Annotated in this window: 22 protein-coding genes; 6 read left to right on the forward strand and 16 right to left on the reverse strand. The window is 61.7% G+C overall.

Annotated features, from left to right (window positions below; translation table 11 throughout):
- Positions 1–80: 80 nt before the first annotated feature.
- Entirely contained in the window at positions 81–737 is a 657-nt protein-coding gene (locus VI26_RS08685; RefSeq protein ID WP_053074328.1) for a response regulator transcription factor, read from the forward strand.
- Between the two features lie 2 nt (positions 738–739).
- Entirely contained in the window at positions 740–3,100 is a 2,361-nt protein-coding gene (locus tag VI26_RS08690; protein WP_197081426.1) for an ATP-binding protein, read from the forward strand.
- A 2-nt stretch (positions 3,101–3,102) separates the two neighbouring features.
- On the opposite strand, the gene VI26_RS08695 is transcribed toward VI26_RS08690, so the two are convergent.
- The 8 genes from VI26_RS08695 to hemF form a co-directional block, all read right to left on the reverse strand.
- Positions 3,103–4,002: a 4-deoxy-4-formamido-L-arabinose-phosphoundecaprenol deformylase gene (locus tag VI26_RS08695; protein ID WP_048409352.1), complete on the reverse strand. Its 900-nt coding sequence runs from the start codon at positions 4,000–4,002 to the stop codon at positions 3,103–3,105.
- A 56-nt stretch (positions 4,003–4,058) separates the two neighbouring features.
- The gene (locus tag VI26_RS08700) at positions 4,059–5,102 is read right to left on the reverse strand and encodes a bifunctional UDP-4-keto-pentose/UDP-xylose synthase (RefSeq protein WP_048409353.1); all 1,044 of its coding nucleotides are present in this window, start codon (positions 5,100–5,102) and stop codon (positions 4,059–4,061) included.
- A gap of 90 nt (positions 5,103–5,192) precedes the next feature.
- Positions 5,193–6,092 carry a formyltransferase gene (locus VI26_RS08705; RefSeq protein ID WP_048409354.1) on the reverse strand — a complete coding sequence of 300 codons (900 nt, stop codon included), beginning with the start codon at positions 6,090–6,092 and terminating at the stop codon, positions 5,193–5,195.
- Positions 6,089–7,036 (reverse strand): glycosyltransferase, encoded by a 948-nt coding sequence (locus VI26_RS08710; RefSeq protein WP_048409355.1) that lies wholly within the window; start codon positions 7,034–7,036, stop codon positions 6,089–6,091. Before VI26_RS08710 ends, VI26_RS08705 begins: the two co-directional genes overlap by 4 nt.
- A gap of 6 nt (positions 7,037–7,042) precedes the next feature.
- Positions 7,043–8,170, reverse strand: a complete 1,128-nt coding sequence (locus VI26_RS08715; RefSeq protein WP_048409356.1) for a DegT/DnrJ/EryC1/StrS aminotransferase family protein — start codon at positions 8,168–8,170, stop codon at positions 7,043–7,045.
- 16 nt (positions 8,171–8,186) lie between these two features.
- Positions 8,187–8,558, reverse strand: a complete 372-nt coding sequence (locus VI26_RS08720; RefSeq protein WP_048409357.1) for an SMR family transporter — start codon at positions 8,556–8,558, stop codon at positions 8,187–8,189.
- Positions 8,559–8,583: 25 nt separating this feature from the next.
- On the reverse strand, positions 8,584–10,254 hold the full coding sequence (locus VI26_RS08725) for a glycosyltransferase family 39 protein (RefSeq protein ID WP_048409358.1): 1,671 nt from the start codon (positions 10,252–10,254) through the stop codon (positions 8,584–8,586).
- A gap of 91 nt (positions 10,255–10,345) precedes the next feature.
- Complete coding sequence (gene hemF / locus VI26_RS08730; protein ID WP_048409359.1) at positions 10,346–11,257, reverse strand: oxygen-dependent coproporphyrinogen oxidase; 912 nt, start codon at positions 11,255–11,257, stop codon at positions 10,346–10,348.
- Positions 11,258–11,354: 97 nt separating this feature from the next.
- On the opposite strand from hemF, the gene VI26_RS08735 reads away from it, so the two are divergent.
- Positions 11,355–11,975, forward strand: a complete 621-nt coding sequence (locus VI26_RS08735) for a glutathione S-transferase family protein (RefSeq protein ID WP_048409360.1) — start codon at positions 11,355–11,357, stop codon at positions 11,973–11,975.
- A 60-nt stretch (positions 11,976–12,035) separates the two neighbouring features.
- On the opposite strand, the gene VI26_RS23210 is transcribed toward VI26_RS08735, so the two are convergent.
- The 4 genes from VI26_RS23210 to VI26_RS08755 all read right to left on the reverse strand — a co-directional run bounded on the left by VI26_RS23210 (position 12,036) and on the right by VI26_RS08755 (position 16,248).
- Positions 12,036–12,629, reverse strand: coding sequence for an outer membrane beta-barrel protein (locus VI26_RS23210; protein ID WP_053074330.1), 594 nt, complete (start codon positions 12,627–12,629; stop codon positions 12,036–12,038).
- Positions 12,630–13,070: 441 nt separating this feature from the next.
- The gene (locus VI26_RS08745; protein ID WP_048409361.1) at positions 13,071–13,892 is read right to left on the reverse strand and encodes a carboxylesterase; all 822 of its coding nucleotides are present in this window, start codon (positions 13,890–13,892) and stop codon (positions 13,071–13,073) included.
- Positions 13,893–14,178: 286 nt separating this feature from the next.
- Complete coding sequence (locus VI26_RS08750; protein ID WP_048409362.1) at positions 14,179–15,525, reverse strand: ATP-binding protein; 1,347 nt, start codon at positions 15,523–15,525, stop codon at positions 14,179–14,181.
- Positions 15,526–15,528: 3 nt separating this feature from the next.
- Positions 15,529–16,248 carry a response regulator gene (locus tag VI26_RS08755; RefSeq protein WP_048409363.1) on the reverse strand — a complete coding sequence of 240 codons (720 nt, stop codon included), beginning with the start codon at positions 16,246–16,248 and terminating at the stop codon, positions 15,529–15,531.
- A gap of 247 nt (positions 16,249–16,495) precedes the next feature.
- Here VI26_RS08755 and VI26_RS08760 point away from each other — a divergent pair, with 247 nt between their 5' ends.
- Positions 16,496–18,556: a carbon starvation CstA family protein gene (locus VI26_RS08760; RefSeq protein WP_048409364.1), complete on the forward strand. Its 2,061-nt coding sequence runs from the start codon at positions 16,496–16,498 to the stop codon at positions 18,554–18,556.
- The gene (locus tag VI26_RS08765) at positions 18,556–18,744 is read left to right on the forward strand and encodes a YbdD/YjiX family protein (RefSeq protein WP_053074331.1); all 189 of its coding nucleotides are present in this window, start codon (positions 18,556–18,558) and stop codon (positions 18,742–18,744) included. Before VI26_RS08760 ends, VI26_RS08765 begins: the two co-directional genes overlap by 1 nt.
- A gap of 54 nt (positions 18,745–18,798) precedes the next feature.
- Here VI26_RS08765 and VI26_RS08770 read toward each other — a convergent pair whose 3' ends face one another.
- The 3 genes from VI26_RS08770 to VI26_RS08775 form a co-directional block, all read right to left on the reverse strand.
- Positions 18,799–19,746: an AEC family transporter gene (locus VI26_RS08770; protein ID WP_048409366.1), complete on the reverse strand. Its 948-nt coding sequence runs from the start codon at positions 19,744–19,746 to the stop codon at positions 18,799–18,801.
- A gap of 3 nt (positions 19,747–19,749) precedes the next feature.
- Positions 19,750–20,991 (reverse strand): pyruvate carboxyltransferase, encoded by a 1,242-nt coding sequence (locus tag VI26_RS23800; RefSeq protein WP_082150965.1) that lies wholly within the window; start codon positions 20,989–20,991, stop codon positions 19,750–19,752.
- Positions 20,992–21,415: 424 nt separating this feature from the next.
- Positions 21,416–22,441: a YeiH family putative sulfate export transporter gene (locus VI26_RS08775; protein ID WP_048409367.1), complete on the reverse strand. Its 1,026-nt coding sequence runs from the start codon at positions 22,439–22,441 to the stop codon at positions 21,416–21,418.
- 116 nt (positions 22,442–22,557) lie between these two features.
- On the opposite strand from VI26_RS08775, the gene VI26_RS08780 reads away from it, so the two are divergent.
- Positions 22,558–23,442, forward strand: coding sequence for a LysR family transcriptional regulator (locus VI26_RS08780; RefSeq protein WP_082150966.1), 885 nt, complete (start codon positions 22,558–22,560; stop codon positions 23,440–23,442).
- A 79-nt stretch (positions 23,443–23,521) separates the two neighbouring features.
- On the opposite strand, the gene VI26_RS08785 is transcribed toward VI26_RS08780, so the two are convergent.
- On the reverse strand, positions 23,522–25,591 hold the full coding sequence (locus VI26_RS08785; RefSeq protein WP_048409368.1) for a hypothetical protein: 2,070 nt from the start codon (positions 25,589–25,591) through the stop codon (positions 23,522–23,524).
- Positions 25,592–25,650 lie beyond the last annotated feature (59 nt).

A 25,650-nucleotide genomic window follows, 5' to 3' on the forward strand; every position in this document is an offset into this window, starting at 1 on the left:
TTGCGGGGGAGGGGATATCCGGGAATGGTTTCCGCAAGTCGCGACGCTAACCATATTGAGCCAATTTTAATGAGAATGGCATGAAAAAAAGAATATCGCTGATGATCCTGGATGATCACGACGTGGTCAGGGTAGGGCTGGAGGCCAGCCTCAAGCGCTACCCGGAGTTCGAGATCATCGGCAGCTTCGCCCATAGCACCCAGCTGTTGTCGGTTTTCCGCGAACGCCTGCCGGACGTGCTGCTGATGGATTTCTCCCTGGGCAGCGACGAAGTGGACGGCCTGAACCTGATCCAGTCCATCAGCGTGCGTTATCCAGAGTGCAAGATCCTGGTGCTGTCGTCGGTGGACCTGGTCGGCACCATCAACTTGATGTTGCGCGCGGGCGCCAGAGGGTTTTTCAGCAAGGCGCAGCCGGTGGACGCGCTGGCTGGTGCGATCCGCAGCGTGCATGCTGGCCGGGTGTATCTGACCGCCAAAATGATGAGCGAGATGGACCTGCTGCTGTCGGGCGACTGTAAACGAGGGGACGGCAACACGCTGGACCCTTATTCGCGCTTGTCGCCGCGTGAGCGCGAAGTGGTGCGTTGCTGTCTGGACGGCATGAGCACCAGCCAGATCGCGGACAAATTCTCACGCAGCATCAAGACGGTCAGCACCCAGAAGAAGGCGGCGTTCCAGAAGCTGGGCATCAGCACTGACCGCGAGCTGTTTTTACTGCATTCCAAATTGGAGTAATGGTGCGACTTCTACACCTGAGCGTCTGGGTGTTGCTGCTGGGCTTGCTGTCCGGCTGCGGCGATCCGGTCGGCAAGACCTGGCTGACCCGTGAAGAGGCCGCATGGGCGCGGCAGCACCCGGTGGTGGATGTGTATGTGCTCAGGTCCAAGCCATTGCCGGAGCGCAAGAACAGCGGCGTGCCCTTCAAGGGCATGGAGGCGTATTTCCTGCAATATGTCGAGGCGCAGACCGGGCTGCGCTTCAATATCGTGCAGGCGCATTCGGTCCAGGAACTGATGGCGGCCACCCTGGGCGGGCGGGCGATGATGCTGGCCAGCATCAATCAGGACGCGATCGGCGATTTGAACCTGAACAAGCATTACTATTTCACTCAGCCGTACTCCTCGCAGCCCTTGATGGCGATCACCCGCCGCGATCATCCGGTGGTCTACGACTTCAACAATCTGCACGGCCAGAAGGTCGCCTTCATCTTCAACGACAATTCCCGTTCCTGGCTGCTGGGAGACAATGCCAGCCTGAAACTGGTGCCGGTGGAAACGCCGACGCAGGCGCTATTGGCCATTCAGGAGCGGCGCGCCGATGTCGGCCTGGTGCCGGAAACCTATGCCCGCTTCCTGCTGCGCCATCGTTTTCCCGAACTGACCAGTTCCGGCGCGCTGCCGGGCTATTACGCGATCTACCGCATGGGGGTCAGCAAGAGCCAGCCGCTGCTCTATGCCATTTTGCGGCGCAGCCTGGAGCGGATGTCGGCCGACGATGTCGACGCGGCCCGCTCCGCCTGGGAGGAGCAGGTGGCGGCGCGGCCGTCGGTCTACAATGTGTTCCGCAGCTATGCCGGCGAGGGCATCGTGCTGGTGCTGCTGTTCTTCGCGCTGCTGCTGGCGATACGCACCACCACCAAGCTGCTGCGCAAGGCGCGGATGGGCGAGGCGGCCAAGAGCGAGTTTCTGGCGGTGGTCAGCCATGAAATCCGCACGCCGATGAACGCCATCATCGCCGCCGGCGAGTTGCTGCAAACCATGCCGCTGGGCGAGCAGCAGCGCGAATTGGTGCTGCAGTCCAATCTGGCGGCCAACAGCATGCTGCAATTGCTCAACAATATTCTCAACGCCTCGCGGCTGGATGCCGGCCAGGAGCGGCTGGAACCGTTCTTCGTCGATGTCGGCGGCATTCTGGAAGGGCTGGTCAGACTGTATGCGCTGGCGGCCAAGATGAAGGGGCTGGAGCTGCATTACGTTTGCAATCTGCCGCCGCGGGCGCTATGCCTGGACCCTTCGCACCTGCAGCGGGTGTTGCACAATCTGATTTCCAATGCGATCAAGTTCACCGACCAGGGCGCGGTGACGCTGAAGGCGGATTTCCGCGAAGGCAAGCCGGGCGCCGAGCGTGGCTGGCTGGTGTGCCAAGTGATGGACACCGGCATCGGCGTGCCGCTGGCGGCGCAGAAAACCATTTTCGACGCTTTCGTGCAGGCGGATGCCGACATCAACCGCAAATTCGGCGGTTCCGGCCTGGGGTTGGCCATCTGCAAGCGCTTGGTGGAGCTGATGAGAGGACGCATCGCGCTGGACAGCGATGGTGTGTCCGGCGCCACCTTCACCATCACGCTGCCGGTGCAATTGGGGCAGGAACTGGCGCGGCGGGAGCCAGAGCCGCCGCTGGCGGAGCCGCCGCAAAAAGTGGGGCAGGGACAACTGGTGTTGGTGGTGGAGGATCACCCGGCCAATCAATTGATGATCTGCGAGCAGTTGCGGCAATTGGGCTGCGCCACCACGGTGGCCAGCACTGGACTGAGCAGCCTGTCCATCTTGAAGGGCAAGCCGGATATCCAGCTGATTCTGATGGATTGCAGCCTGCCGGATATCAACGGCTACGAGGCGGCGCGGCGGATACGCGCGCAGGAACGGGCGGAGGGCCGCGCGCTGGTGCCCATCGTGGCGATCTCGGCGGCCAATGACGATGCGCACAGGGAAAAGTGCATGAGCAGCGGCATGAACGGGGTGCTGGTCAAGCCATTGCGGATCAAGGACTTGCAGCAGATATTGTTTCTGTGGCTGCCGGACGCGCTACCGGCGGTGGCGGCGCAGCGTTCGGAGCAGTCGGAAGATTTATGGACGCTGTTCGTCGAGCACAACGAGCGGGATTACCACAAGGCGGTACTGGCGATTCAGAACACGCAATGGTCGTCCGCCAGCCAGCATCTGCATCGCATTTACGGCGCGGCCTTGACCATGCGCCAGCCGGAACTGGCCGAGCTGGCGCGAGGACTGGAGGACATGCTGCTGCAGGGCATCACCGAGGGGCTGGCCGAACGGATGGAACGACTGCGCGCGCTGCTGGACCGGCTGGCCGGCGGCTGAATTCAGGCCTGCAACGCCAGCGTGCCGCTGCGGCCGGGGATCTCGCCCATCACCACGCGGCCATTGGGCAGGGAGGCGGCGTCCAGGCTGCTGAACAGTTCTATGCAGCTGCACAGCTGATAGCCCTGGGCCTTCCAGCCCACCAATAGGTGTTCGAAGGTGTAGCCCAGGCGCAGGCCTTCCAGTTCGGCGTGCAGCGTGTAGACATGGCCGGTGGCGGGCTCGTCCTCGGTCAGTTCCAGAATGTGCTTGTGCACATTGTCGGCGGTGAGGCCGTCCAGGCCGATCAACTCGTCCAGCGTCGGCAGCGTGGTGGGCAGCTGCGGCACGCCCAAGGGCTGGCCGGCGGCGTCCACCGGCTGGAACGGGTGGCTGCCGCGGCCATCGGACGCGTAAAGCATGCCCAGTTCACGCTCATAGGCCAGCGCCGCGTCGTTGATCTGCCAGCCGGCCGCGCCGTGGGTGCGCGCCGGTTCGCCGAAGATCCGTTCGAAGCGTTCGGCCGCCTTGCGCATCTCGGCGCGGGTCCAGGCGGCGTCCTTGCCGGCGACGTAGTCCTGCCACTTGATGTGGTCCCAGGTGTGGATGCCGACCTCGAAGCCCTGCGCGCGCACTTCGCGCATCAGCTCGGCTTCGCGTTTGCCGATGTCCGGGCCGGGCAGCACGGTGCCGTACAGCAGGGTGCGGATGCCGTAGTGCTCCACCACCGAGGTGCGCGACACCTTGGACAGGAAGCCGGGGCGGAACACCCGCTTGATCGCGCGGCCGGTGTGGTCCGGACCCAGGCTGAACAAAAACGTGGCCTTGGCGTGATGCTGCTGCAGCATGTGCATCAGCCGCGGCACGCCGTCGCGGGTGCCGCGCCAGGTGTCGACGTCGATTTTAAGGGCGAGTTTTTTCATGGGGTATCTCTGAAACCGGCACCGGGCTTTCTATCTCGCCTGGCGCCGGGAGCCGCTTACTCGGACAGGTCGCGGCTGGCGGCCACTTGGTCGCGGTAGTAGTCGTAGATGCCGCGCAGCGCGTCGGCCATGGTCACGCTCGGCTTCCAGTCCAGGTCCGCCATGGTGTTGGCGATCTTGGGCACGCGGTTCTGCACGTCCTGATAACCCTTGCCGTAGTAAGCGCCGGAGGTGGTTTCCTCGATCTTCACCTTGTCGGCGTTCAGCTGGTATTCCGGGTAGACGCGGGCCAGGTCCAGCATCATCGCGGACAGTTCGCGGATGGAGTAGTTATTGGTCGGATTGCCGATGTTGTAGATCTGGCCGGAAGCCTTGCCGTCCTTGTTCTCGATGATCTTCATCAGCGCGCTGATGCCGTCGTCGACATAGGTGAACGCGCGTTTCTGATGGCCGCCGTCCACCAGCTTGATGGTTTCGCCGCGCACGATGTGGCCCAGGAACTGGGTGATCACGCGGCTGGAGCCTTCCTTCGGCGTGTTGATATTGTCCAGGCCGCCGCCGATCCAGTTGAACGGGCGGAACAGGGTGTAGTTCAGGCCTTCCTGCATGCCGTAGGCGTGGATCACGCGGTCCATCAGCTGCTTGGAGCAGGAGTAGATCCAGCGCGGCTTGTTGATCGGGCCGCAGATCAGCTCGGAGTTCTCCGGGTCGAACTCTTCGTCATGGCACATGCCGTAGACTTCCGAAGTGGACGGGAACACCAGGTGTTTCTTGTACTGCACGCACTGGCGCACGATGGGCAGGTTGGCTTCGAAGTCCAGCTCGAACACGCGCAGCGGATTGTTGACATAGGTGGATGGGGTGGCGATGGCCACCAGCGGCAGCACCACGTCGCACTTCTTCACGTGGTATTCGATCCACTCCTTGTTGATGGTGATGTCGCCTTCGAAGAAGTGGAAGCGCGGATGGTCTTTCCACTCGGCCACGCGGTCATCGTGCATGTCCATGCCGTAGATGTGCCAGTCGGTGGTTTCGATGATGCGCTTGGTCAGGTGGTGGCCGATGAAGCCGTTCACGCCCAGGATCAGTACTTTTTTCATTGAGATTTCCTTCATCGTCCCCTTGGGGGGACCTTGATTTGCATAAGTGTTTCGCGCGGCGAAGGGCGCCGCGGCCCTGTCACCGTCGTGTCAATTCAGCGCCAGCGGTTCCGCCAGTTGTTCCAGCGGCGCGCCGTCCAGCGTGGCGGATAATACTTTCAGGCAACCGCCGTCCACGGCTTCCAGCCACAAGGCGCCGTCATCGGCGCGCAGCCGCGCGCCTTGCAGCGCCTGGCCGTGGTTGCCGGCGCGCAGCGTTTTCCAGATCACCAGCCGGCCGCGCCCGGTGTCGGCGAAGGCGCCCGGGAACGGGTGGCTCAGCGCGCGCACGAAGTTGTGCAGCTGGGCGGCGCCGGCCAGCGGGTCGATGCGGCCGTCCTCCGGCTTGCGGCCGCCGAAATAGCCACCCAGGCTCAAGTCCTGCTGGCGGAATTCAGTTTGGCCGGCGAGCAGCGTCGGCAGGCTGCGCGCCAACACCATTTCCGCTGCCACGGTGACCTTGGCGAACACCTCGTCGGCATTATCGTCCGGCAGGATGGGCACCGCCATCTGATCGACGATGGGACCGTTGTCCGGTTTGACGTTCATCACGTGCAAGGTGGCGCCGGTTTCGGTTTCGCCGTGGATGATGGCCCAGTTTATCGGCACCCGGCCACGGTATTTGGGCAGCAGCGAGCCGTGCATATTGAAGGCGCCGCGCGCCGCGCACTCCAGCAGCGGGGCCTTCAGCATGTGGCGGTAGTAGAAGGAGAACAGGAAGTCCGGCCGCGCCGCCTGCACCCGGGCCAGCACTTCCGGCGTGTTCGGGTCGTCCGGGGTGATCACCGGGATACCATGGTCGCGGGCGACCTGCTCCACGCTGGCGAACCAGATGTTTTCCTTGGGATTGTCGCGGTGGGTGACCACCAGCGCCACCTCCACGCCGCCGCCGAGCAGCGCCTTCAGGCAGCGCACGCCGACATTGTGATAAGCGAACACCACGGCTTTCATGGCTTGTCCTTTTGCTCCAGCACCGCGCCGATCACATAGCGCGGCCTATCCCGCACTTCCTGGTAGATGCGGCCGATATATTCGCCGAGCAGGCCGATGCCGAACAGCGCGATGCCGATCAGCAGGAAGGCGATGGCGAACAGGGTGAACAGTCCGCCCACTTCCGGGCCGACGATGAGCCGGCGCAGCACCAGATAGACCACCAGCACGCCGGAGCCGGCGGAAACCAGCATGCCCAGCAGCGAGAACAACTGCAGCGGCACGATGGAGAAGCCGGTCATCAGATCGAAATTCAGGCGGATCAGGCTGTACAGCGAATACTTGGATTCGCCGGCGAAGCGTTCTTCATGGCCGACGGTGACTTCGGTCGGATTCTGCGCGAACTGGTAGGCCAGCGCCGGGATGAAGGTGTGCAGCTCGTTGCACTGATTGATGGTGTCGATGATGCGGCGGCTGTAGGCGCGCATCATGCAGCCCTGGTCGGTCATCTTGATGCGGGTCAGCTTCTCGCGCAGGTGGTTCATCGCGCGGCTGGCTAGGTGGCGCCACAGGCTGTCGTTGCGTTGGCGGCGGATGGAGCCGACGTAGTCGTGGCCCTTGTCCATTTCCGCCAGCAGCAGCTTGATGTCTTCCGGCGGGTTTTGCAGGTCGGCGTCCAGTGTCACCACCCGTTCGCCGCGGCTGTATTCGAAACCGGCGAGGATGGCGCGATGCTGGCCGAAGTTGCCGTTGAACAGCACCACCCGGGTCACGTCCGGGCGCTGGTCGAACTGCGCGGCGAGCATGGCCGGGCTCTTGTCGCGGCTGCCGTCGTTGACGAAGACGATTTCATAACACACGCCCAGCGCGTCCAGCGCCGGGTAGAGGCGGTCGAACAGCGCCGGCAGCACGTCCTGCTCGTTGTATACCGGGATGACGACGGAAAGATCGATTACGCTTTTCATAATGTTTTATACGCTCAGCACGGGCTTCAGCACGCCGCTCACGGCGGCGCACACGCGTTCCACCTCCTCGTCGGCCATGGCCGGGAACAGCGGCAGGGTGACGGTGCGGCGGCCGATGTCTTCCGCCACCGGGAAATCACCCGGTTGGAAGCCTATCTCGCGGAACAGGGTGAACAAATGCATGGCGGGGTAGTGCACGCCCACGCCTATGCCCAGGTCTTTCATCCGGGCGATGAATTCGCCGCGGTCAATGCTCATCCGATCCAGCGGCAGCAGCGGCTGGAACATATGCCAGTTGCTCTGGGACATGTCTTCCAGCGGCAGCTCGCAGCCCAGCGCGCGGTCGAAGTGGCGGAAATACCGCGCGGCCAGTGCGCGACGGCGGGCGTTGAAGCCCTCCAGCCGCGGCAGCTGGCCCAGGCCGATGGCGGCGGCGATGTCGGTCATATTGGACTTGCCGCCCAGCACGTCCACATCCATGCCGCCGTCGGCGTGGCGGGTCACGCCCTGTAGCCGAAGCTTCTCGAACAGACGGGCTTCGTCCTCGTCGTTCAGCACCAGGCAGCCGCCTTCGCCGCTGGTCATGTTCTTGTTGGCGTGGAAACTGAACGACACCAAATCGCCAAAGCTGCCGATGCGGCGGCCGCGCCAGTTGGCGCCCATGGACTGGGCTGCGTCCTCGATCACGCGCAGCCGATGGCGCTTGGCGATGTCGTACAGGCGGTCGCGGTCCACCGGCAGGCCGGCCAGGTCCACCGGGATGATGGCGCGGGTGCGCGGGGTGATCGCCGCTTCCACCAGGTTCAGGTCGATATTGCGGCTGGCGCGGTCGGCGTCGACGAACACCGGCTTGGCGCCGACTTTCAGAATCACGTTGGCGGTGGCCACCCAGCTCAGCGGGCAGGTGATCACCTCGTCGCCGGGGCCGACGCCGGCCACTTGCAGCGCCATTTCCAGCGCTGCGGTGGCGGAAGCCACCACCCGCACCGGACGGCCGCCGACATGGGCGGACAGTTCGGCTTCCAACTGACGGGACTTGGGACCAGTGGTGATCCAGCCGGAGCGCAGCACCTCGCCGACGGCGGCGATGGTGGCTTCGTCGATGTCCGGGCGGGTAAAGGGCAGGAAATCCATGAGAGCCTTTCTGACGTTAGCTGCGGGCGACCAGCACCACGCCGATGATGATGACGCCGATGCCGATCAGCTTCTGCGCGCTCAGCGCTTCGCCGAACAGCCAGTAGGCCAGCAGCGCGTTGACCACATAGCCGATGGACAGCATGGGATAGGCGACGCTGACCTCTACCCGCGACAGCGCCATGATCCACACCACCACGCTGACCACGTAGCAGGACAGGCCGCCGATGATGGGCAGATTGGTGGCCAGCGACCAGCCTATCGGCAGCGCGTTGGCGGCGGAAAAGTCGAAATGGCCGATCTGGCGCACGCCGGCTTTCAGGCACAGCTGGGCGGCGGCATTGAGCAAGACGCCGAGCAGGATCAGGCTGAATTCGATCAACTTCATAAAGAGTCCATTGGTTTTAGCAGTTTCAGGGCTTGGCCACCACCATGCGGCGCGGGTCCTGGTACACCACCCGCATCGGCAGGCGCAGCGCTTGCAGCTCCTGGTAGGTGGCGGGGTCGGTCATCGCCAGCGCGCGCGGCGCGGCGTTCCAGGCAGCGACGAATTGTTCCAGCCGCGGCATCCAGCGCTGCGGTTCCTGGCCTTCGCCGAATTCGAACTCGTCGACGAACTGCACCAGGGTGACCGGCCGGCCCAGGTAGAAGGGGAAGGTCTGGTCGTAGTAACGCACCGAGAACACCGGCGTGTCCGCGCGCAGATAAGGCTGAATCTGGGCCACGATCTCCTTGCTGCCCTTCAGCTTGCCGTAGCTGTCATGGCCGGCGGCGGCGATGCTGACGGCGAGCAGGCTGCCGAAGGCCAGCCAGCTCAGCGCGGCCAGCTTGCGCTCGCGGCCCAGCAGGCGCCAGGCGGCGACGGCGCAGCCCAGGAACAGCAGCGCCGCGACGGCGACGAAATGGGCGAAGCCGTGCAGCACCGGCAGCGGCGTGTCCTCGGAGGCGAAGCGGTCGACGAAGGGATACACGGCCAGCGCCGCCAGCCACAGCAGCAGCGCCGGCAGCAGGTGCTTTTTCAGCGCGGCGGCGGGCATGCGCTGCAGCGTGGGCGCCAGCTGCAGCGCCAGCGCCGGGAACATCGGCAGGATGTAGGACGGCAGCTTGGAGCTGGACTTGCTGAAGAAGGCGAAGATGAAGACCGACCAGATCAGCAACAGGCGGCCGACGCGCAGTCGCGCGCCCGGCTCGCGCCAGCCGTCGCGGCACAGCGCCGGCAGCAGGCTGGTCCAGGGCAGCAGGCCCAGCAGCAGATAGGGCACGAAATACCACGGCGCGCCGGTGCGCTTGTGCTCGGTGGTGAGGAAACGTTCCAGGTGCTCGCGGATGAAGAAGAAATGGGCGAAATCGGGGTTGCGCTGCGACACCAGGATGAACCACGGCGCGGTCAGCAGCAGGAACAAGGCCAGCCCGCTCAGCCAGTGCATGCGCTTCCAGAACGTCCATTGCCAGTTCAGCAGGCTGTACAGCACCAGGGTGGCGCCGGGAATCAGCAGGCCGATCAAGCCCTTGCTCAGCGTGGCGGCGGCCATCGCCGCCCAGGTCACCCACATCCAGTTGCGGCTTGCGCGCGCGTCGGCGCCGTCATGCTGCGCCAGCAGGAAGCCGCACAGCGCCACGGTCAGGAAGAAGCTGACCCCCATGTCCAGCGCCAGGAAGTGGCTGTTGGCGATGATCCAGGCGCAGCTGCCGGCGGCCAGCGCCGCGTAGCGACCGGCATCGACGCCCCACAGCCGGCGCGCGGTGAAGCCGCACATCGCCACCGTCAAGAAACCGGTCAGGCCCGGCCAGAAGCGGGCGGCGAACTCGTTGACGCCGAAGGCGGCGAAGCTCAGCGCGCCCATCCAGTATTGCAGCGCCGGTTTTTCGAAATACAGCAGACCGTTCAGGCGCGGGGTGATCCAGTCGCCGCTATGCAACATGAACAGCGATAGCGTGGCGTAGCGGCCCTCGTCGGCGTGTATCAGCCCGCGGTAGCCGAGCGAGCCAAACCAGATGGCGGCGAACAATAGCCACAGCGCCGTTTCCACACGGAAACGGGCGGCAAGGCCGGGGCGGCCGGCCGAGGAAAGGGGTTGGCTCATGCGGAACGGATTTTGTGTGAATGATTATGAATGGCTGCGCAAGGATACCCGATTTCGCGGTCCTTGTGATTGGCCGGGCCGCTGCGCCGGCTCAGGCCAGCCAGTCGCGCGGCGTCAGGAAGCGTTCGCTCAGCGCCGCTTCCGGGCTGCCCGGTTCCGGCTGGTAATCGTACTCCCAGCGCGCCAACGGAGGCATCGACATCAGGATGGATTCGGTGCGGCCGCCGGATTGCAGGCCGAACAGGGTGCCGCGGTCCCAGACCAGGTTGAATTCGACATAGCGGCCGCGGCGATAGAGCTGGAACTGGCGCTCGCGGTGTCCCCAGCTGTCGTGCCGGCGGCGCTCGACGATGGGCAGATAGGCATCGGTGAAGCCGTTGCCCACCGCCTGCATGAAGCGGAAACAGGAATCGAAGCCCCAGGCGTTCAGATCGTCGAAGAACAGGCCGCCGATGCCGCGCGCCTCGTTGCGGTGCTTCAGGAAAAAGTACTCGTCGCACCAGCGCTTGTAGTCCGGGTAGACCTGTTCGCCAAAAGGCTGGCACAAGTCGCGGGCCACGCGGTGCCAGTGCACCGCGTCGGCCTCCACCGGATAGAAGGGCGTCAGGTCGAAGCCGCCGCCGAACCACCACACCGGGGCCTCGCCGTCCTTCTCCGCGATGAAGAAGCGGACATTGGCGTGGCTGGTGGGGATGTGCGGGTTCTCCGGATGGATCACCAGCGATACGCCCATGGCCTGGAAGCCGCGGCCGGCCAGTTCCGGCCGATGGGCGGTGGCGGAAGCGGGCAGCGTATCGCCATAAACATGGGAGAAGTTGACGCCGGCCTGCTCGAACAGCGCGCCCTTGGCCAGCACCCGGCTGCGTCCCCCGCCGCCGCCCGGCCGCTGCCAGGCGTCCTCGACGAAGCGCGCGCCGCCGTCGGCCTGCTCCAGCGCCGCGCAGATGCGGTCCTGCAGGTCCAAGAGGAAGGCTTTGACATCGTTGACGCGCGGCTGGCTCATCGCAGTATCCTGAAGGCTTGAAATGGGCTGCATTGTAGCAGACGGCGCGGCGCGCGCCTGTGCGCCGCGGCCGGTTTGAACACGGGAGATACGGATAATGATTGAGCTCTACACCTGGGGCACGCCCAATGGGCGCAAGATTTCCATCATGCTGGAAGAATTGGCGCTGCCTTACGCCGTGCATACGGTGGATATCGGCAAGGACGAGCAATTCGCGGCGGACTTTCTGGCGATCAGCCCCAATAACAAGATTCCGGCCATCGTCGACCCGGACGGCCCGGATGGACGGCCGCTGGCGCTGTTCGAATCCGGCGCCATCCTGCAATACCTGGCGGAGAAGCATGGCCGCCTGCTGCCGGCGGCGGGCGCGGCGCGCTACGAGGCGCTGCAATGGCTGATGTTCCAGATGGGCGGTTTCGGGCCTATGCTGGGCCAGGCCCACCATTTCCTGCGCTATGCGCCGGAAACCGTTCCTTACGCGCAGAAGCGCTACCACGATGAGGCCTTGCGCCTGTACGGCGTGCTGAACCGGCGCCTGGACGGGCGGGATTACGTTGCCGGCGAGTACGGCATCGCCGATATCGCGCTTTACCCATGGACGGCGCGTCATGATTGGCATCAGGTGGACCTGTCGGTGTTTCCCCGGGTGCGGGACTGGTTCCAGCGAGTGGGCGAGCGGCCGGCGGTGCGGCGCGGCATGGCGGTGCCGACGGCTTGAAACGCAAAACCAGCCGCGGACGCAAGGGCCGCGGCTGGCGAGCGCTGGCAAGGGGTGGGATCAGAAGTGGTAGCTGATGCCGGCCTTCAGCACGCTGGTGCCGGAAGTCTTGATCACGCTTTGTCCGCCAGGCAGCTGGAAGTCATTGCCGGCGATGTATTCGTATTCGCCACGCAGCGACAGATTTTTGTGCAGCTGATACTGCGCGCCGAAACCAAGACCCAAGCGGGTGTCGTTGAAAGTTTGGCTGGCAAAGCGGTCGATCTTGAGCTTGGTGTGCACATTGTTCAGGCTGGCCTTGCCGAAAACTTCCAAATCCTGGGTCACCGGCAGAATGCCCAATACGGCGATGCGTTCGGCCGTGGTGGCGACGGAGCCGCTGCCTGTGCTGCCCATGAAGGAGCCATTGGCCTTGGATTTGCCGAAGTCCGCATAAGACAGCTCGGTGGCCAGGTATTGATTGAAGCGGTAACCGGCGCCCAGTTCCCAGACCGTGCCGGCGGCCTTGGCGTCTTTCAGCATGATGTTTCGATTGCCGGACTCAGGCTTGGAGAAGTTGTAACCGGTGTTGCCGAAGACGTAGAGGCCCGGATCGGCGGCGTGTGCGGACAGAGCTGCCAGGCTCAGCACGGAAGCGGTAATCAGTTTTTTCATTTTTTGCGACTGTTTACTTTGTTGATAACTGCGTTATTGTGCGAATAAGAAGCAAATCGGTCTGTTGAGCTTGTAAACGCTCTTTGTGTGATCGATGGAGGTCTTGTGTAACGATATGTAACCGCGCAGGGTGGGCAGGTGAAAGAAAAGATGCCCGCCGGAGCCGGCGGGCATGCAAAGTCACACAAAGGGAAAAGAGAACGAAACCGTTGCAAGACCGGCGGGGGGCCGATCCGGCTCGTGCAAACAGTTTGCTTCAGCCGGCCCTGGCGTTCCATTGTCGCTGTGTTCTGGCTTGATGACGGTTGATGACGAGACGGCCAGGAAGTTTGCGCGGCTGTTAAATCCAATGTTTAGTTGTGATTGCTTGCAACTTTAAATGAGCGAGCAGACAAGAAAAAAGGCAAGCGGAAAGCTTGCCTTGATGGAGCGGGGCGTGGTTCAGGCGGCGGCGAACATGCCCCAGCCGCTTTGCTCGGTGCTGGCGGCCGGCGTTTGGGCGCGGTGATTGAAGAACTTCAGGCTGCGCTTGAGTACCTCGCCGCGCTCATTGTCCACCATCACCATGTGATAGCTGTTGGACAGCGGCATGAAGTCTACGCTGCCGCCCAGATAGCGTTGCAGATAATGGGCGGAGCGTGGGCTGGTGATATCGTCCTCGTCGGCGTGCACGATCAGCGTAGGGCAGGTGATCTGTTCCAGCCGCGGCATCAGCTGGCGGCGCAGCCCGTCCACCTGGCGGATGCAGGCCAGCGGAATATAGGCGTAATGGAAGCGCTCGCCGCGTTCGAAGCGCTGTTGGATCGCCTTGCGGATACGGGCGTTCTTGATGCCGAACGGTTCGACTTCCGGCACGCGCATCTTCTTGGCCAGGCCGGGAATGCGGTAAACGATGTGGCGCGCCCAGGTCAGCTTGGGCAGGCTCCAGCCATCCAGGAACAGCGGCGGCGCGTACAAGGCGAGGCCGTCCTGATGATTTTCCAGCCGCGCCACTTCCAGCGCCACCAGGCCGCCCAGGCAAACGCCGGCAAGATGCACCACCTTGTGGCGGGTTTTCAGTTCCAGGTATTCCTTGCGTATGGTTTCCACCCAGTCCTGCCAGCGGACGGACAGCAGATCTTCCGGCTCGCCGCCATGTCCCGGCAATAGCGGGGTGTGGGTGACGATGTCCGCCTCTTCCAGTGTGCGTCCAAGCGCGCCGAGGTCGTATGCGCTGCCGCCCAGACCGTGTACCAGCAGGGCGGCCGGTCGTGAAGAAACCATGGGAAATACCCGAATCCAAGTTGAGATGCTGGCATTATCCCGGCGCGGCGGCCTCGGGTCTGTTGGCTTCCTGTCCCCGCTTTGTGACGGAGCGTGACCCAATTCAGATTGCTTAACAAACTGCGGCTTTACTTTTCGCCGGCGCGGACAGGCCCGTGCCGGCTCTCCTTAGCGCCGCTAACAACACCTCGCAGAGAACCTGAGCCAAGGCGCGCCGACGCAGGCAGTACCCGTAGTACGACAAGGAGGCGCAACGCAGGATCAGGGGTTTTGTTAGCGGGTCTTATTATTGCTGCGGTTGCATGATGCGCAGGGTAAAGCGCGCGCCGCCCAGTTCGCTGGCGGCTATGCTGACCTGGCCGCCGTGGTGCTCGGTGATCAGCTTGACGAAGGATAGGCCCAGGCCGTAGCCGCCGGTGGCGCGGTCGCGGCTGCGGTCCAGCCGCAGAAAGGGTTCGAACACCTTGTCGCGCTCGGCTTCGGGAATGCCGCAGCCGTCGTCGTCGACATGGATCAGCAGTTGGCCGGAGGGACTGTGGCACACCGTCAGCCTGACCTTGGCGTTGGCGTATTTGAAGGCGTTGAGCAGCAGGTTGCGGCTGGCCACATACATCAGCTTGCGGTCGAAGGCGCCGTTGCCCAGCACGCAATCCAGTTCCAGCGCGATATTGGCCGGCTTCAACGGCGTCACCAGGTCGATCAGGTCGTCGAACCAGTCGTACAGGTCCACGGTTTCCCAATGCAGCGGCACTTCGTTGCGGTTGAGCTTGGCGAACTCCATGCTGGTGTTGAACAGCTCCTCCAACTCCTGCATATCGCGCTCCATGCCCTCGCGATAGCGCTTCCATTCCAGCTCGTCCTCTTCCTCCTCCAGCATGGTCAGGCCGAAGCGCAGCCGCGCGATGGGAGTGCGGATTTCGTGGGCGATGGCGTGGGACAGCGCCTGGCGCGTTTCCATCTGCCGCTCCAGCCGCGCCGCCATGCTGTTGAAGGCGCGCGACAAGGGCGCCAGCAGCCGGCTCTTGGAGGGCTGGGCGCGGGCGCTGAAATCGCCGTCGGCGAAAATCTCCGCCTTGCGGCGCACTTCCAGCAAGTCCTTCCACAGCGGACGCAGGCTGAAATAGATCAGCGTGCCCAGCGTGGAGCCGGTCAGCAATATCCAGAGCAGCAGGATTTCCATGTCCTCGCTGATCCAGCTGCTATTGCTGGGCGGCGCTTCCAGCGGGCCGAGCAGCAGCAGCCGCGGATCGCGCGGCAAGGGCACGTAGAGCAGCTGGTCGTCGAAATCCAGATAAGGGCGGCCGTCTTGCAGCGCGGCATGGCCTTCCGGATCGAAATCGTCGGGAGGATGGGCGATCAGCTTGACCGGATAGCTGAAGGCGCGGGCGATGTCGGCGAGTTTGCGGTCCCAATCCTGGTGTGGCGTCTGTTCCAACTGTTGGCGGATCAGGCTCACGGTGCCGTTCATGAATTGCAGCTTGCTGTCGCGGTCGCTGTTTTCGTACAGCTTGGTGACCATGAAGCCGAAGCCGATGATGATGATCAGCTCCGCCAGCATGGTGGCGAAGAAATAACGGGCGAACAGGGTGCCCAGCGACGGCTTGAGCCAGCCGCGAAGACGACGCGCGCTCATGCCTTATTCCCAGTCGCTGCGCGAGAACAGATAGCCTTTGCCGCGCACGGTCTTGATCCGGGCCGGCGCGTCGGGGTTGTCGCCCAGCTTGCGGCGCAGCCGTGAAATGCGCGCGTCTATCGAGCGGTCCAGGCCGTCAAAGCCGATGCCGCGCAGCTCGCTCATGATGTCGTCGCGGGACAGCACTTGGCCGGCGTGGGAGGACAGCAGCCACAGCAGGTCGAATTCGGCGGTGGTCAGGTCGATCAAGTCCCCGCTCAGCGTCGCCTCGCGCGTGGCCTGGCTGATGCAGAACTGGCCGAAGGTAAAGCTATCGTCGCCGCCGTTGTCGCCATCGGCCTGGGCGCCGGGGCCGCCGCGGCGCAGCAGCGCGCGCACCCGCGCCAGCAGGCGGCGCGGCTCCACCGGCTTGGCCAGATAATCGTCGGCGCCCAGCTCCAGGCCCAGGATTTCGTCCACGTCTTCGTCGCGCGCGGTCATCATCAACACCCGGCCGTTATAGCGCGGGCGGATCTCGCGGCAGACGTCGAAGCCTTCCTTGCCCGGCAGCATGATGTCCAGAATCACCAAGTCCGGCTTCTCTTCCAGAATGATGGCCGGCGCCGTGTCGCCGCGGCCGTGCTGGGTGATGCGATAGCCGTGCTTGGTCAGGTAGGCGCCTATCAATTCGGCTAGTCTCACATCGTCTTCGACAATGAGAATATGAGGGGTATCGCTGGGCATGTCTTCGAAAGGGTTTGGCCTTGAGTCCTAAAATAGTAGCACGCGGCCATCCGGCGCGACTTTAGTGTTATCGTGACTGCCATTTGTCATAATCAATTTTGAGGGTTTTTGAAATCATTGCCCATGGCTTGATCTTCCGGCGCTATCTATCCAGAATCGATCAGGCAAAAAAAATCCGCGCGCGCAGGCCTTGGCCGGCGGGACGCGGGGAATTAAAAACGGGATAAAGAGAACAGGAACTTGGCATATGCAACAGATTAAAGAATGGGCCGCCTGGCTGGCCGTCGCGCTGGCGGGGGCGGCGGCCTTCGCCGTCGTGGCGCTGAACCGGGGCGAACCGGTCAACGCGGTGTGGCTGATCGTGGCGGCGGTGTCGGTCTACGCCATCGCCTATCGTTTCTATGGCCGCTTCATCGCCAACAAAGTGCTGGAGCTGGACGCGCGCCGATTGACGCCGGCGGAAAAGTACAATGACGGCCTGGATTATGTGCCCACCAATAAATGGGTGTTGTTCGGCCACCACTTCGCCGCCATCGCCGGTGCCGGCCCGTTGGTGGGCCCGGTGCTGGCCGCGCAGATGGGTTATCTGCCGGGCACGCTGTGGATCTTGGTCGGCGTGATGCTGGCCGGCGCGGTGCAGGACTTCCTGATCCTGTTCCTGTCGGTGCGCCGCGACGGCAAGTCGCTGGGCGAGATCATTCGCACCGAACTGGGCGCCATCCCAGGCGTCATCGCCTCCATCGGCATCCTGATGATCATGGTGATCCTGCTGGCGGTGCTGGCGCTGGTGGTGGTCAAGGCGCTGACCGGCAGCCCGTGGGGCACTTTCACCATCGCCGCCACGATACCGATCGCGTTGTTCATGGGCATCTATACTCGCTTCATCCGTCCGGGCAAGATCGGTGAAATCTCGGTCATCGGCTTCATTCTGCTGATGCTGGCCATCGTCTACGGCGGCGACATCGCCAAGAGCGAAACCCTGGCGCCGCTGTTCACCCTGAGCGGCACCACGCTGGCCTGGACCTTGATCGGCTACGGTTTCATCGCCTCGGTGCTGCCGGTGTGGCTGCTGCTGGCTCCGCGCGACTATCTGTCCACCTTCCTGAAAATCGGCACCATCGTCGGCCTGGCCATCGGCATCGTGATCGTGGCGCCGAATCTGCACATGCCGGCGGTGACCAAGTTCGTCGACGGTAGCGGCCCGGTGTTCGCCGGCAATCTGTTCCCCTTCCTGTTCATCACCATCGCCTGCGGCGCGGTGTCCGGTTTTCATGCGCTGGTGTCTTCCGGCACAACGCCCAAGATGCTGGAAAACGAAACCCATGCCCGCGTGATCGGCTACGGCTCCATGTTGGTGGAAAGCTTCGTCGCCATCATGGCGCTGATCGCCGCCTGCGTGCTGGACCCGGGCGTCTACTTCGCGATGAACAGCCCGGCGGCGGTGATAGGCAAGACCGCGGAAGAAGCCGCCCAGGTGATTTCCAGCTGGGGTTTCGTCATCACGCCGGACATGCTGACCCAAATGGCCAAGGATGTGGGCGAGAGCACCATCCTGTCGCGCGCCGGCGGCGCACCGACGCTGGCGGTGGGCATGGCCCACATCCTGTCCAATGTGATCGGCGGGCCGGGAATGATGGCCTTCTGGTATCACTTCGCCATCCTGTTCGAAGCCTTGTTCATCCTGACCACCATCGACGCCGGCACCCGCGTGCTGCGCTTCATGATCCAGGACCTGCTGGGTCTGGTGGTCAAACCGATGGCCAATACCGAATCCTGGACCGCCAACTTGGTGGCCACCGGGCTGGCGGTGGCCGGCTGGGGCTATTTCCTGTACCAGGGCGTGGTGGATCCGCTGGGCGGCATCAACACCTTGTGGCCGCTGTTCGGCATCGCCAACCAGATGCTGGCCGGCATCGCGCTGATCCTGGCCACGGCGGTACTGATCAAGATGCAAAAGACCCGCTATATCTGGGTTACCGCCGTGCCCACGCTGTGGTTGCTGGTGGTGACGCTGACCGCCGGTTGGCAGAAACTGTTCCATGCCAGCCCCAAGATCAGCTTCCTGGCTCACGCCGACAAATTCTCCGCCGCCGCGGCCAAGGGCGAGGTATTGGCGCCAGCCAAGAATATGGCGCAAATGCAGCAAATCATCTTCAATGATTATGTGGACGCCACCTTGACGGCGCTGTTCATGGCGGTGGTGATCGCCATGCTGGTGTTCTCCGTCAATGTGATCCGCAAATCGCTGGCGGTGAAATGGGCCACCGCCAAAGAGGTGCCGGCGGTATTCCGCCAGGAGGGCGCGTGATGGGAAAACTATGGGCGCAATGGGCGAAAACCGCCCGGCTGATGGTGGGGGTCAAGGATTACGACGCCTATGTCGCCAGCCGCCGCCGTTTCGATCCCAAGGCGGAAGTGATGAGCCGCGAGGCCTTCTTCCGCCGCTGCCAGGATGAGCGTTATGGCGGCAAGAGCATGAAAAAGTGTCCGTGCTGACTTTGCATTAAATCCCCACCGCCCGGGCATCCGCCGGGCGGTGTTTTTTTAGCCTCAAGCCAGAATCAGCAACAGGCCCGAGATGACGAGCAATCCCATGCCCGCCGATAACAGCATGGCGCTGGACACCTGAGTTTCATAACTTTGGTAGCGGGACGCCAGAATGAAAACATTGACGGCCACCGGAAGCGCGGCCATCAGAACGGCGATCTTGACGCTGAAAGGGTCAAGTCCAAAACCGTACCGGCAGGATATAAATACGAGGCCCGGCAGCACGGCCACTTTCAGGACGGCCAGAAAAATAGAGTCGGCTTGGGCCAGGCCCGTGATTGGATGGATGGCCAGCGCGGCGCCCAGGGCGACCAGCGCAAGCGGTCCGGTTGCATCGGTCATTTGCCTGGCGAAGATGTGCAGGGCGCTGGGTAGGCTCAGTCCGGCGACGATGAAAACAGCGGCGAGAAGCACCGCTAGGATCAAAGGGTTTCGGATGATGCCTTTGGCTATCGCGATCAATAGTGGCCAGCTTCCTGGTTGAGCATGATCGGTCCGTGGGCCGGTCATCTCCATCAGCAAACTGCCTCCCGCCAAAATGACAAGGTTGTCTGCCGTTGTAATCATTACCGCGGGCAGCACGGCGGCGTCTCCAAATGTCATCACCATCAATGGCAAGCCCATGTAACCGACGACGCCGGAAATGGCGGTTAAGCCTCGCAGCCCGGCGATGCGCAGGTCACCTCCCCAAAACAGACGGCCAATAGCGGCGGCAATTAAAAATACCATTAGGCAAGCCAGGTAATAAGCATTGAGCAAATTCCAATTAATGCCGGCCTGATAGTCTGCGCCGAGTGTCTTCATGAAGATAAAACAGGGCAGGAACAGCCAAAATACGACGCCGACCAAACCCCTGACGGTCTCCTTTCCAATGATGCCCGCTCGAACTATCCCATACCCGCATAGAATCATTGCAAACAGGGGGAGTACGACAGTGATGATTTTTTCCATGGCTCAAATTTCGTTTTCGACCAGTAGCTGATGTGCGAAGGTCGCTATTTTTTTAGGAGAATAGGTGCTTGATCGGTAGTAATCATGCAGCTGTAATCTCAAGTTTTTGTATTTGGCCTCTGTTTCGGCAGCATCCTTTAGCATTTTTACCTTAATCAATTCAATGAGGTGCAGCCATTTTTGGTTCGAAATGTTGTTTAAATTTAACGAAGGACAATGCTCTTTTAAAGCTTGCCTGATTGTGCTGGGGTGTAGTCCAACAAGATTGACGAAGTAAGATTTTTCATCTTGGGTTTCCAGGAAATCAGGGATGTTTAGCACTCCATAGTTCGAGTCGGTTTCGAATATTCCACTGACAGATCGGTATATGTTGGGTGATTGCAAGAATATTTCTTCACAAACCTGTGCCGAATGAACGACCTTTTTTAAGTCAATGTCATGGTTTCCTAGTTTGATATTGTTGTTTAGGCAGAGTTTGATTACTTGTTCTATTGGTGCAATTCCTGACCGGTTTCCAAAGCCGGCCAATGAGCCTTCTATCATCTGAAACCCAGATTGGATGGATTGCATGGCGTTTGCCACGGCCAGTCCGTTATCATTGTGCGCGTGAAGACAGAAAATAGTTTCAGGGTAATCATTGACTAATTTGGAGCAAAGCCATTGCGTGATGTGGGGCTGTAATGAACCAAGTGAATCGTTGATGCGTATGATGGCCACTCCTAAAGATATTGCCCAGTCGATTTGTCGGCAAATAGCTTCATAAGCATGGTTGGATACACCCGCTCTGAAGTTGTTTAGAATGCTGGCTTTGAATCTTTTTGCTCCAATGCTTTTAAATGCCGTAAGTGCTTTTTCAAATTCATTCTCATCTTTTCGATAGGAGATCATCCCAAAGCTGAAAATGGTGTTCTCTATGTCCTCAATGTTTTTTGCTCTGAGGCTGAAGTAATGATGTGCTGTACTCCAGCAGTTCATCAGAACAATGAAAGTGACTTGAGTGTCCGGCGGTAGCATGCCTTGCCGTTTGTCTTGGTGCACCCTGTCCCAGACCAAGGGTTCTTCGGGGCCGCAACCAATGACGAACTCCCTAATCCCTGCGTCTGCCAGGCTGTACAGGACTTTCATTTTAGAATCTAGGGAGATTGGGAAAGCGGTTCGTTCAATGCCTTCTCTTAAAGTTTCATCCACAAGGTAGGGAACCGAGAAGTTTTCATATCTTAGCTGAGGAAGAATTGCGGTGTGCACTGGTATGCTCCTTGTATCTTAATTGAGAGCATCCCCGTTGATGGTTTTTATTGAGTTTGAGTTAGTGTCCTAGGTTGATCTTCTATAGTCAACGGTATTTTTATCATTAGTCTCTTGTTTTTATTAGGTAATATTATTGATCTGAAATTTTATGTTTTTGAATGATAGGCATTGGGTTTTTGTTGTGATTTTTTTGATTGGGAAGCAGTAAAGTTGATTGATTTAAAGAAATTGGGGCATGGATTTATTGCATGCTTGTACTTTTGGACAGGGAGAGGGCCGAGAACACGGGAGTTGAGTGAAGTTTAGGTAAACGGTGGGGTGCAGGAGTGGGCGCACGGCTTGCTTGAACTGGAAAACCCCGGTTCGCGATGCTGGTGCGGGCGAATCGGGGTTGAACAGGGCTGGAAGCGTTGAGGTTTGCTTAATGCAGCAAATGACTGACGCCGAAGTTGATCAGGCCGCCGCCGACGATCAGCCAGCCAAACAGGATGGACGCCAGCAACATCGGTTTGGCGCCGGCCTGACGGATGGCGGAGAAATGGGTGGTGATGCCCAACGCGCCCATCGCGGCGGCCAGCAGCAGATTGTCCAGGGAGACGATGGCGTTGACCCATGCGGCCGGCAGCAGATTGAAGGAGTTGAAGGCGGCCACGCCCAGGAAGGCGACGGCGAACCAGGGGATAGCGATGCGGCCCTTCTGCTGACGGCTGCCGTGCGGCTTGGCGGCCAGCCAGCTGGACAGGGCGATCAGGAAGGGCGCCAACATCATCACCCGTATCATCTTGGTGATCACCGCGGTGGTCATCGCCGCCTCGCTGACCGATTTGCCGGCGGCAACCGCCTGCGCCACTTCATGGATGGTGGAGCCGGCGAACACGCCGTAGCTGAACTCGGAAATGCCCAGATGGCTGGTCCACTGATACAGCATCGGCCACAGGAACATCGCCACGGTGCCGAACACCACCACGGTGGCGACGGCCACCGCCACTTTTTCCGCATGCGCCTTGATCACCGGCTCGGTGGCGAGAATTGCGGCCGCGCCGCAGATGGAGCTGCCGGCGCCGATCAGGATCACGCTCTGCTCATCCATGCCCAGGTATTTGCGGCCGATGCGGAAGGCCAGCAGAAAGGTGGAGCACAGCACCAGGGTGTCGATCAACACGCCGGCGAAGCCGACGGCGGCGATGTCCTGAAAGGTCAGCTTGAAACCGAACAGGATGATGCCCAGGCGCAACAGCTTCTGTTTGGAGAACTGGATGCCGTGATGGCTGGTCTGGGCAACGAAACGGTAAACGCTGTTGCCGATCAGCATGCCGCCGATGATGGCGATGGTCAGCGCGGAGAAACCCAGGTGTTTCATCGCCGGCAGTTCCGCGGCGTACAAGGCCGCGATGGCGAGCGCAATGGCCAACGCCAGGCCCGGCAAGATTTGGCGAAGGTTTGTCATAAGTAAATGCCTGTTTGGTCTATGGCGGATGAGGCTAACGATACCCGTCTAGTTTTCAGTAGAGAAACGGATAAAATGGATATATATCAGTAGCAAAATCGATATAAGGAGAGGGCATGTCCTTGAAGCTGACCCTGCGCGAGCTGGAGGTCTTCGTCGCGGTGGCAGAATATGGCACCGTGACCCAGGCGGCCCAGCAGGTGGCGCTGACCCAGTCCGCCGCCAGCCAGGCGCTGGACAAGCTGGAAACCGGTCTCGATGTGCGCCTGTTCGACCGCATCGGCAAACGCCTGAGCCTGAACGAGCATGGCCGGCTGCTGTGGCCCAAGGCGCGGGCGATGCTGGACGCGGCCCAGGATATGCAGAGCCTGTTCAACGCCGGCGCGATGTCCTTGAAGATAGGCGCCAGCAGCACGGTAGCCAATTATCTGCTGCCGCAGCAGCTGGCGGCCTTCCGCGCCGCTTGGCCGTTGGCGCGGCTGGAACTGGACGTGGCCAATACCCGCGACATCGTCGACGCGGTGGCGGCGCTGCGGGTGGACTTCGGTTTCATCGAAGGGCCTTGCCATCACCCGGAACTGATCGCCCAACCCTGGCGCCAGGACGAGCTGGTGGTGTTCGCCGCCGCGGATCACCCGCTGGCGCGGAGCGAGGCGGCGCGCCAGGATTTGGCGCAAGCCGAGTGGATTCTGCGCGAAGCCGGCTCCGGCACGCGCGAGGAGGTGGACCGCCTGCTACTGCCGCATCTGGCCATGCTCAATGTCAGCATGGAGCTGGGTCACTCGGAAGCGATCAAGCACGCGGTGGCGGCAGGCCTGGGCGTCAGTTGCCTGTCGCGGCGAGTGGTGGCCGACCTGCTGCAGTCCGGCGCGGTGGCGGAAGTGCGCGCCGGCTTGCCGACGCTGACGCGCACGCTGTATCAGGTGCAACACCGCGACAAGACGCTGACCCGCGGCATGGCGGCGTTCCAAAACATGACAATGGCGGCGCTGCTGGCATGAGCGCGTAAAGAGAAGCGCCGCCGGCCAAGGCCGACGGCGCGGGGAGCGAACCCGAAAGCCGGGCCGCGCTCTATTGGACTTACGCGCGTGATTGCGTGATCGGGTCCAGGGTGGTGAACAGCTTCTGCGCCTCTGCGTTCAAGGCTTCTACGCCTGTGCCGCCGCGGCCATTGGCGGCCACCACCACGCCGGACACCGCGTTGACCGCGCTCATGAACGCGCCTTCCAGCCAGCCGCCCAAGTGGCTGTAGCTGTCGGAGGCGAGGAAGAAGCGGGTTGGCAGCGTCTCGTCCAGCGCATGGGTGTGGAAGCGGAAGCAGAAATTGCTGTGCTGGTGATCACCGGGCATGTCGATCTTGAAGCCGCCGGCGCTGCCGTGCGTGCTCCAGTCGAAGGACAGGCGGTTGGCCGGTTCCACTTTCTGCAAGATCTCATAGAACCACCAGGGCTGATAGCTGTTACTCCCTGCGGCTTTGACATTGTGATCGGCGCGGCTGATCAAGCGCTGGAACATTGGCTTGCCGTCGTCGGCTTCGCCCGCGGCCGGGTTCAACGGCCATTCGCCAAAGTCGCGCTGCTGGCGAGTGGTGTCGTCATCCCAGGTATAACTCGCCAGGAAGCTGGAGTATTTATCCTCCATGCCAGCGATAGGGCTGGGCACGATGTAGCTGGCGGCCAAGCCGCCATCGGAGATCACGGCCTTGATCGGCTCATCATTAAAGGTGGGCAGGTCGCTTTCGTACTTATTATCGAAGGTGCCGAATACCTTGGCCGAGCGCGTCATGCGCAGCATGCTGACCGCGCTGATGGCGCGAGCGTTGAAGGCTGTTTCCTTGTTGTCCAACAGCAAGGGTGGCAATACATTTCTCAGAAGTTGGGTGCCCAAGCCCAGCGCATGATCGCCGACACGGCGAACACTATAAGATGGAGCGACGCCGGCGCGGTTGATCAGCGGCAGCAATTGCTCATGCGGCAACGCCAGGATCACATAGTCAAATTGCTCGGTGCTTATCTTGGTCTCGTTTTCTGGGTAATAGGCAATGACTGCTGAATAATCGTCCAGCAGCTGATTCAGCACATCACAGACGCGCGCTTGCTTCAGGGTCAAGCGCGTGCCCAGCGTGTCCTTCGCCTTGTGATAGAGGCCGGCGAGGAACTGGACATTCTCCGTCACCGGCAGGGTGTACTCATTGGAGTAGTCCCACAGGATCAAGCGCATCATTTCGACGATGGACTGAGAGAACAGCGATTTGAAACCGCCGGTGCCAAAGCCGAAGCGGCCGAACAACTCGAAGTAATAGTTGATACGCTCGCGCTCAGTGTTCAAGCCAGGCAAGTCGGGCAGCTCGGCGATATGGCTGGCGAGGATGGCGCGCACCGCCGCGCCCAGCGTCATGCCGTCATTGTCGATGGCGAATTGTTTCCAGTCTTGATCGATCCCGGCCAAGGTTTCAGTGCTGGTGTCTTTCGCTTTCAGCAGCGGGATGACGTCCAGCGGCGCGCGTTCACCGATCCACAATAAGGGTTCGACACCATTGCCCAACAGATAGCGAATCACCAGATCCTTGACCTGCCTGGTCGGAGCGTCTGGATTGGCCCAAGTTTCGCCCTTGTAACGCTCGACCTGATCACCGAATACGAATTCGGTGGCCACCTTGCCTGGATTGGGGAAGACCTTGACCTTGCCGTCGGAGCCGAACACATCCTGCGCGTACTGCCAGGTCAGGCCGGCAATTTCCGGGAAGCGCATCGCGCCGATTTCGTAAACGGTCTGGTCCTCGCCCTGCTCGCTCTTGGCCCGCGCGGCGAAGACGCGGCCGGCGCGCAGGCCCTCGATGTCGATATCGCGAGGATTCTGATGATGGACCACATGCTTGGCATCCGGCTCGAACACGGTGACGGAATGATTGCCTTCCAGCTTCGACAGCTCGTACAAGGCGGCAATGCCGGCCGCGCCCATGCCGACAATGGCGATCTTTAGGTTTTGGTTAAGTGGCAAGGTGCCGATGGCCTGTTGCCCTTCCACTATCCTCGGATACGCGATTTGCGCGGAATCGGGGTGGCGGTAATGCAGGCCGCTGTCGATCAAGTCGCCGATGGTGTCGGCCTGATCGGTGGAGGCCAGGTCGCGGATAACGGTAATCGCCATGAATAACTCCTGATTGAAGGTGGAAAACACGGCCGGCGAACCGGCCGCACTGCTGCGGT

Origin of the sequence: Chromobacterium sp. LK1, assembly GCF_001043555.1 — a bacterium.
Classification (GTDB): Bacteria; Pseudomonadota; Gammaproteobacteria; order Burkholderiales; family Chromobacteriaceae; genus Chromobacterium; species Chromobacterium aquaticum.